The sequence below is a fragment of the Streptomyces sp. genome, assembly GCF_035563135.1.
Taxonomy (GTDB): domain Bacteria; phylum Actinomycetota; class Actinomycetes; order Streptomycetales; family Streptomycetaceae; genus Streptomyces.
Genome location: NZ_DATMVN010000471.1, coordinates 1 through 8,152 on the forward strand (window position 1 = coordinate 1; position 8,152 = coordinate 8,152).

The window sequence follows — 8,152 nt, forward strand, 5'->3', positions numbered from 1 at the left end:
CGCGGATCCCCGCGAGGTGACCGGGCACCTCCGGGGGCGCGTGCAGGACGCCGTGATCGTGGGCGGCGGGGCCGCCGGCCTCTGCCTCGCCCACTGGCTCACCAGGACCGGCACGGAAGTGACCCTGGTCGAGGCTCCCGAGGGTCCGCTGCGCCCGGCGGAGCGCACCTGGTGCTACTGGGAGGCGGGCGCCGGAGAGTTCGAGGAGGCGGTCGCCGCCTCGTGGCGGCGGCTGAGGGTGCGCGGACCGGACGGCGAGGTCATCGAGTCGGATCCCGCGCCGCTGCGCTACCGCATGGTGCGCTCGGGCCCCTTCGAACGGCTCGTCCACTCCCGCCTCGCGGCGTCCCCGACGGCCCAGGTCCTGCGTGCCACCGCACACGAGGTGCGTGAGGCCCCGTACGGCGCCGAAGTGCGCTGCACGACGGCCGGCGGACAGCCGCTCGTCCTGCGCGGCAGACGCGTCTTCGACTCGCGGCCCGTACGGGTCGCACCGCCCCACCGCACGCTGCTGCTGCAGCACTTCCGGGGCTGGTTCGTGCACACCGCGCTCCCCTGCTTCGATCCCGGAGTGGCTGACCTGATGGACTTCCGGGTCCCGCAGCCCGGCCACGGGCTCGCTTTCGGCTACGTGCTGCCGCTCGCACCGGACCGGGCGCTGGTGGAGTACACCGAATTCTCCCGTGCCCCGCTCACGGCGGCCGCGTACGAAGCCGCCCTGCGGCAGTACACCGAGGACGTCCTGCGTCTCGGCCGGTTCACCGTGGAGTCGGCCGAGCAGGGCGTGATCCCCATGACCGACGCGTGCTTCCCCCGCCGGACCGCCCGGTCCGTCTTCCGTATCGGGGCGGCCGGCGGCGCCACCCGGCCGGCGACCGGCTACACCTTCGCCGCGGTGCAGCGTCAGAGCCGGGCCATCGCCGCCGCGCTGCACCGCGGACACCCGGACGTTCCCCGGCCGCACGGCCGCAGGGCTCTCGCCATGGACGCCGTGCTGCTCCGGGCCCTGGACACCGGGCGTGTGGACGGGCCGCGCTTCTTCACCGGCCTCTTCCGCCGCGTCCCCATGGAGCGGCTCCTGCGTTTCCTCGACGGCGGGAGCACGCCGTGGGAGGAGTTCGGCATCGGCCTGCGCACACCGGCCGGGCCGATGCTCCGCACCGCGGCCGAGCTCCCCTTTCTCGCCCGCCGGACCACCGGCCGATCCGAAGAGAGCCCCCGATGACCCTCCTGCGGGACCACGATCTGGCACGCGCCTTCGACCACGCGGCACACACCTACGACCGGCTCACCGCACTGAATCCTGGCTACCGCTCCGACCTCCTCCGCTCGGCGCACCGCCTCCGGCTGCCCCGCGGCGGGCGGGGTCTGCGGGTGCTCGATCTCGGCTGCGGTACGGGCGCGTCCACGCGGGCGCTGCTCCGGGCGGCTCCCTACGCCCGGATCACCGCGGTGGACGCCTCCGCCGGCATGCTGGAGCGGGCGCGCGCGAAACGCTGGCCCCCGAACGTCCGCTTCCTGCACCGGTCCGCGGAGGAACTCCCCGCCACCGACGACGACGGCTCGTACGACGCCGTCTTCGCCGCCTACCTCTTCCGCAACGTCGCAGAACCCGGCGAGGTCCTCCGAGCCGTACGCGCCCTCCTGCGTCCCGGCGGCCGTCTGCTGGTCCATGAATACAGCCTCAGCGGCTCGCCCGTGCACCGGGCGGTGTGGAACGCGGTCTGCCGGGGCGTCATCGTCCCGGCGGGCACGCTGACCGGCGACCGTGAGCTGTACCACCATCTGTGGCGAAGTGTCCTGGCGTTCGACACGGCGCCCGTCTTCGCGCAGCGGATCGCCCGGGCAGGATTCCCCTTCGTGCGGACCGCGCCCGTCGGCGGCTGGCAGACCGGAATCGTTCACGCGTTCCTCGCCCGGAGTGCCGTGGGACCTGCCGCGCCCGAGGCGTCATGAGGACGCGAAGGCACCGTCCCGACGCAGACCGGCACGGACGGGACCGCCGGGCGGAGGTGCTCCTGCCGGAGCCCGGACGCGAGCGCTTCACCGGTGACGCACCTTCGGCGGCGGTGATCGGCGGCGGCATCGCCGGTCTCGCGGCGGCGACCGCGCTCGCCGAACGCGGTGTCCGCGTGACGCTGTACGAGCAGGGCGAGACGCTCGGAGGGCGCCTCGCCGGGTGGCCCGTGCGCCTCGCCGACGGGTCCGGGGTGACGATGAGCCGCGGCTTCCACGCCTTCTTCCGCCAGTACTACAACCTGCGCGGGCTCCTGCGCCGTACGGACCCCCGGCTCACGGCGCTCACCCCGCTGCCGGACTACCCGCTGCTGCACCGCGACGGCATGGCGGACGGATTCGCCCGGGTGCCGAGGACCCCTCCGTGGAGCGCGCTCGGATTCGTGGCGCTCAGCCCCTCGTTCGGCTGGCGCGACCTCGCCGCCATGAACCCCCGCGAGGCACTGCCCCTTCTCGACGTCCGGGTCCCCGAGGTGTACGAGCGGTTCGACGGGATCAGCGCCGAGGACTTCCTGCACCGGATCGACTTCCCCGAGGCGGCCCGTCATCTGGCCTTCGAGGTGTTCTCCCGCAGCTTCTTCGCCGACCCGCGTGAACTATCCGCCGCCGAACTGCTGCTGATGTTCCACATCTACTTCCTCGGCTCCTCCGAGGGCCTCCTCTTCGACGTACCGCGCGAGCCGTTCCCCCAGGCGCTCTGGGAACCTCTGGGCGGCTATCTGCGACGGCTCGGCGCCGAGGTGCGCACCGGTTCTCCCGTCCACCGCGTCCGCCCGGTGGCCGGCGGGGACCTGAGCGTGGAGTCCGGCGGGGCGGCCGGCCGCCATCAGGCCGTGGTCCTCGCCCTGGACACCCGTGGTCTGCGCCATGTCGTGGGCGCTTCCGAGGGGCTGGGGGACGCGTCCTGGCGCGCGGACGTCGCGGCCCTGCGCACCGCGCCGCCGTTCCTGGTGTCCCGGCTCTGGCTCGACCGCCCCGTGCGCGAGGACCGCGCGGGCTTCCTCGGCACCAGTGGCTTCGACGGGCTCGACAACGTCAGCGTCCTCGACCGCTGGGAAGGTGAATCAGCGCGCTGGGCCGCGCGGACGGGCGGTTCCGTGGTCGAACTCCATGCCTACGCCGTGGACGAGGGAGCCGAACGGAAGGAGGTGCAGCGCCGGATGCTCGGCCGGCTGCACGAGGTCTACCCCGAGACCACGGACGCCGGGGTCGTCGACGTCCGGCACGAATGGCGCGCCGACTGCCCCGTCTTCCCCGTCGGCGCCCACCACCGCCGGCCGGCCGTACGCACGCCTCATCCCCGCGTCACGCTCGCGGGCGACCTGGTCCGCACCGACCTCCCCGTCGCCCTGATGGAGCGCGCGGCGACCTCGGGTTTTCTGGCCGCCAACGCGCTTCTCGCCGGCTGGGGCATCAGGGGGCAGGTGCTCTGGACCGTTCCGCGGGCCGGACGCTCCCGGGTGCTGCGCGCCCTCGCGGGCCGGGCCGCGCGGCGGTGACGTTCAGCCGGGGAAGCGCCCGGTGCTCCGCAGCGACCAGCGGCGTTCGGCGTACGCCAGGTCGTCACGCCAGAGGCGGCCGGCCGTCCGTCGCATCAACGGCCGCAGGGCGGGCGCGGCGGCGCGCGCCAGGGCGAAACCCCGCCGGTCCGAGGAGGCGACGACGGCCTCGACCACCGCCGTCCGCGGGTGCGTGGCGCCGGGTGCGGTGAGCGGTGTGGCATGGGTCTCCACCACCGACCCGGCACCCTCGCCGTCGGTGATCCGCATGACCACCGTGCGCGGTCCGGGCGCGGTGAACACGGCCCGCACCGGCACCACCAGCCGGCCCGCGACCTTGAACGACACGTCGACGGCGAATGCGTCCTCCCCGCCGTCCCCGGGGGTTCTGGCCACCCTCAGGCCGACGAACGCATAGGGGTGGAACCAGGAGCCGTGCCAGGGGTCGAGGCGGTTGGCGACCACGTCCTCGGGTTCGCACCGGCCCGTCGCCGTGAACACCGCATCCACCGCGCCCCCCGGTGCCGGCCGCAGCGGCACGACGGGGCGCTCCAGTGGCGTTTCGCGCCCTGCCGGGTCCAGCCGCACCCAGACCAGCACCCCGTCGTCGTGCACCGGGTACGGCTCCCATCCGGCGAACGGCCCGCCGTGCAGAGCCAGACCGTGCCAGTGGCACATCAGCGTGCCGCACACCACGCGACTGTCGCGCAGCGGAGCCCCCAGATGGGGGCACTCCCCCGGGCCGGCCCGCAGCGCACCGTCCTGCGACCGCCACAGGACGACCTCCGTCCCCGCGATCGTACGGCCGTAGGGGCGGTCCTGTGCCCCGATCTCCCGGGAGGCCCCGACGACGTACCAGTTGCCCGACGGCCGGGCGGCGGCCCGCTTCAGCGCCTGGGCGATCAGGGCGGGCTTCGCCTCACGCCAGGCCGGGTCCTGCCGCTCCCAGCGGGGGGCCCGCCGCACCCGCAGCGGTGGCGTCCGACTCCGGCTTCTTCGTGGGTCGTTCATCGCACGGTGCCCTTCGCCCCGGCGACCGCGCCCGGAGTCGCGACGGGCGAGGTGGTCCGCATCCGCGCTCCCAGGATCCGTACGAGCCCGCCCGCGGCGGTGACGGCCCGCCGTCGGCGCGGCACCACGGCACGGCGGTGGAGCACCCGGTGGCCGTCGGCTGCGATCGCGTCCAGGATTCCCCGGTACAGGACGAACGCCGTCCGGATGCAGGGCCGTACGTGTGGATCCAGCATGGCGATGCCCGGTTCCGCCTCCCGGTACACGCCCCGGATCATCGCTTCGGCGTCGGCGAAGGCGGCGCGGATGCGCGGGTCGTGCCGTCCGGTGCGACGGCTCCACTCCAGCAGGGGCCGTTGCACTCCGTGAGCGGCGAGCAGGTCCGCCGGCAGATAGACACGCCCGCGGTCCAGGTCCTCGCCCACGTCCCGCAGGAAGTTGGTCAGCTGGAAGGCCACGCCCAGCGCGGCCGCGTGCGGGGCCGCTTCCGCACGGGGCACGACCGTCCCGAGCACGGGGAGCATCTGGAGGCCGATCACCGCTGCCGAGCCGTGCATGTAGGCACGCAGATCGGCGTAGGTCGGATAGTCGGTGACGGAGAGGTCGCTGCGCATGGACGCGAGGAAGTCGGCGAACAGGGCGTGGTCGATGGCGTAGCGCTCGGCGGTGTCCGACACGGCCCTGACCACGGGCTCCACCCCGCCTCCCGTACGGAGTGCGTGGGCGAGATCGCTCTCCAGCAGACACAGCAGGCGGTCGCGTTCCCCGGGCGGCTGCCGGCGGTCGAGGTCGTCCACGATGTCGTCGGCCCAGCGGGCGAAACCGTACAGGGCGTGCACGGCGCAGCGGCGCTCCACCGGTAGCAGCCGGGTCGCCAGGAAGTACGTACGGCCGTGCTGGGCGTTGAGCTGTCGGCACCGGGCGTAGCAGGCGCGCAGGGCAGGCCCGGTGATCCCGGCGGCGTCCAGTTCGCGTCGGTTCACCGGCTCTGCCCTTCGAGGACGGGGGGTCGGTGGCGCGCGCCCGTCGCACGGGGAGTGCCGGTGATGCGGGCCGCGGCGAGCTTGCCGCTGATGAGTACGGTCGGCACGCCGACCCCGGGTGTGGTCCCGCATCCGGCGAGGACGACGTTGTCGTGACCGCGTACGAGGTTGCGCGGCCGGAAGGGCCCGGTCTGCGCGAATGTGTGCGCCACCGAGAAGGGGGTGCCCGCCGCGTGTCCCCGGGCCGTCCAGTCCGCCGGGGTGACCAGCAGTTCCCGCTCGATCGAGGCCTCGAAGCCGTCGAGCCCCCGGCGCTCCAGCTCGGCCAGCAGACTGTCCCGGTAGCGCGGTCCCAGGCCGTGCCAGGTGCCCGCCGCCGGGCCGGCCGTGGTGTTGGGGCACGGCGCGAGGACGTAGTGCAGGTGCTTGCCTCGCGGCGCGAGTGACAGGTCATGTGCGGTGGGGCGGGTGATGAGCAGCGACGGGTCACTCATCAGCCGTCCGGCCCGGGTGAGTTCGTCGAAGGTGTGCTCCCAGGCGGCACCGAAGGAGAGCGTGTGGTGCGCCAGTTCCGGCCAGGTGCGGTCCGTGCCCGCGTGCAGGACCACCGCGGACGGGGCGTGACGCAGCGGCACGGCACGTCGCGGCGCCCGTCCCAGGAGCCGGTGGGCGACGGGCAGATCCGGTGTCAGGACGACCGCGTCGCAGGCGATCCGCTCACCTGATGCCAGCCGTACGGCCCGTACCCGCCCCGCCGTGCGCTCCAGCGCGTTCACCTCCGCGGACCAGCGGAACTCCCCGCCCGCGTCGGTGGCCGCGTCCGCCATCGCCCGGGGCAGGGCGTGCATGCCGCCCTTCGGGAACCAGACGCCCGCGACCGTGTCCATGTAGGCGATGACGGCGTAGGCGGCGAGCGCACGGGCCGGGGCGACTCCCGCGTAGAGCGACTGGAAGGAGAACACCCGGCGCAGCCGTGGGTCCGAGAGGAACCTGCCGATCTGCCGGTCGAGCCGGCCGAAGCCGCCCAGGGCCGCCAGCCGGGCGAGGTCGGGGTGCAGGAGCTGGAAGGGCGAGTCGAAATTGGTGTCGATGAAGCGGTGCATCTGCGCCTGGTACAGCTTCTCCAGCCAGTGGCGCAGCCGCCGGTACCCGGCAGCCTCCGGCGCCCCGGCGAACCTCCGCACCTCGCACTCCATGGCGTCGCCGTCCGTGTGGACGTCCAGCCCGCTGCCGTCCGCGAAGCGGGCCCGGTAGGCCGGGTGCAGCGGGATGAGCTCCACCCGGCGGTGGAGGCTGTCCCCGACTGCGGCGAAGGCTTCCTCGGCCAGGTGCGGCATGGTCAGGACGGTGGGTCCGGTGTCGATCCGGTAGCCGCCGAGTTCCAGCCGTCCCGCCCTGCCCCCGGGCCCGGCGTCGCGCTCGACGACGGTCACCCGGCGGCCCGCGCCGAGCAGATGAAGGGCCGTGGCGAGGCCGGCGAGGCCCGCGCCGACCACCACCACGTGGTCCGTGGGACCGGAGACGGTCCTCATGCGCCCTCCCCGTCCCGGAGGGGGGCGACGCCCACGGCCCTGGCCACCAGCGCGGTGAACTCCCGCCGGGAGCGGTCGTCCGCTCCGGTGGCCGCGAAGTGACGCAGGCTCGATGCGGACAGCCCGGCGATCTCCTCCTCCACCACGGCCCGTGCGCCCGTGCGTTCCAGGGCGGCGCGCATCCGGTCGGCCGTTCCCCGGCCGGATGCGGTGCCTTCGGGACCGAGTACGGCCAGGGCCTCGGTGTCGCCCGACTCGGCGGCGAGCCGGAGCGCGACGGCGAGGAGGTAGGTGAGCTTGCGTCCTCGCAGGTCCTCGCCCGCGGGCTTCCCTGTGACGGCCGGGTCCCCGAACGCGCCCAGCAGGTCGTCACGGAGCTGGAACGCGAGCCCCGCGCTCCGTCCGGCGGACCGCAGCGCGTCCATGGTGCGGGTCTCCGCGCCGGCCAGGGACGCGCCCAGGGCGAGCGGGCGCTCCACGGTGTAGAGCGCGCTCTTGAGCGTCGCGATGCTCCTGGCCCGGGCGGGGTCGGAGGAACCGGCCGCCTGCGCGCGCATGTCCAGGTACTGGCCGGCGACCATCTCCCCGCGCATCGCCTTCCACTCGTGGTGCAGCCGGTCGCCGTTCGGGGAGGCCAGCGCGGTCTCGGTGAGCAGATCGTCGGCCCACGCCAGTGCCAGGTCCCCGGCGAGCACCGCGGCGGTGGCCGAGTAGGACGCGGCGGAGCCTCTCATACGGCCGGTCCGGTGCATGCGCGCGAAGTCCGCGTGCACAGCCGGTGCGCCGCGGCGTACCGGCGATTCGTCCATCACGTCGTCGTGCACCAGCGCGCATGCCTGCAGCAGTTCCAGGGCTGCGCCGATGCGCAGCGGCGTCCGGGGGTCCCCGGCGCCTCCGGCGGCCAGCCACCCGCACCAGACGAAGGCCGTACGCAGCCGTTTCCCGCCGTGCAGGACGAACCGGGCGACCCGCGCGGCCACCTCCTCGGCGAACACCGTGTCGACCCGCCGGGCTTCGCACAGTCTGGTGTGCAGGTGCTCCGCGAGGACGGCGTCGACGGCCGCGGCTGCCTCCGCGGCGGTGCGCGGGACCTGCCAGGGGCCGGTGCCTT

At 74.4% G+C, this 8,152-nt stretch carries 7 protein-coding genes; 3 read left to right on the forward strand and 4 right to left on the reverse strand.

The genetic code is table 11. The features are described from left to right. Positions 1 to 16 precede the first annotated feature (16 nt). From VN520_RS20840 to VN520_RS20850, 3 genes are read left to right on the forward strand one after another with little or no spacing between them, the layout of a single operon-like run. The gene (locus tag VN520_RS20840) at positions 17 to 1,225 is read left to right on the forward strand and encodes a lycopene cyclase family protein (RefSeq protein WP_325748455.1); all 1,209 of its coding nucleotides are present in this window, start codon (positions 17 to 19) and stop codon (positions 1,223 to 1,225) included. After that, positions 1,222 to 1,956, forward strand: a complete 735-nt coding sequence (locus tag VN520_RS20845) for a class I SAM-dependent methyltransferase (RefSeq protein ID WP_325748449.1) — start codon at positions 1,222 to 1,224, stop codon at positions 1,954 to 1,956. Before VN520_RS20840 ends, VN520_RS20845 begins: the two co-directional genes overlap by 4 nt. After that, positions 1,953 to 3,515: an FAD-dependent oxidoreductase gene (locus tag VN520_RS20850; protein WP_325748450.1), complete on the forward strand. Its 1,563-nt coding sequence runs from the start codon at positions 1,953 to 1,955 to the stop codon at positions 3,513 to 3,515. The genes VN520_RS20845 and VN520_RS20850 overlap by 4 nt, the downstream gene beginning before the upstream one ends. 3 nt (positions 3,516 to 3,518) lie before the next feature. Here the strand turns inward: VN520_RS20850 and VN520_RS20855 are convergent, their stop codons facing one another. From VN520_RS20855 to VN520_RS20870, 4 genes are all read right to left on the reverse strand, one after another. After that, a complete protein-coding gene (locus tag VN520_RS20855) occupies positions 3,519 to 4,526 on the reverse strand; it encodes a DUF5914 domain-containing protein (RefSeq protein WP_325748451.1) in 1,008 nt (335 codons plus the stop codon). Then, entirely contained in the window at positions 4,523 to 5,509 is a 987-nt protein-coding gene (locus VN520_RS20860; protein ID WP_325748452.1) for a phytoene/squalene synthase family protein, read from the reverse strand. The genes VN520_RS20855 and VN520_RS20860 overlap by 4 nt, the downstream gene beginning before the upstream one ends. Beyond that, on the reverse strand, positions 5,506 to 7,041 hold the full coding sequence (locus VN520_RS20865; RefSeq protein WP_325748453.1) for a phytoene desaturase: 1,536 nt from the start codon (positions 7,039 to 7,041) through the stop codon (positions 5,506 to 5,508). Before VN520_RS20865 ends, VN520_RS20860 begins: the two co-directional genes overlap by 4 nt. After that, a partial coding sequence (locus VN520_RS20870; protein WP_325748454.1) for a polyprenyl synthetase family protein occupies positions 7,038 to 8,152 on the reverse strand: 1,115 nt, incomplete at its 5' end. The genes VN520_RS20870 and VN520_RS20865, both read right to left, overlap by 4 nt.

Excerpts from the sequence above, each read along its gene's own strand:
- VN520_RS20845 (WP_325748449.1), top strand. The coding sequence starts at position 1,222 with ATGACCCTCCTGCGGGACCACGATCTGGCACGCGCCTTCGACCACGCG.
- VN520_RS20850 (WP_325748450.1), top strand. The coding sequence starts at position 1,953 with ATGAGGACGCGAAGGCACCGTCCCGACGCAGACCGGCACGGACGGGAC.
- VN520_RS20855 (WP_325748451.1), bottom strand. The coding sequence starts at position 4,526 with ATGAACGACCCACGAAGAAGCCGGAGTCGGACGCCACCGCTGCGGGTG.
- VN520_RS20865 (WP_325748453.1), bottom strand. The coding sequence starts at position 7,041 with ATGAGGACCGTCTCCGGTCCCACGGACCACGTGGTGGTGGTCGGCGCG.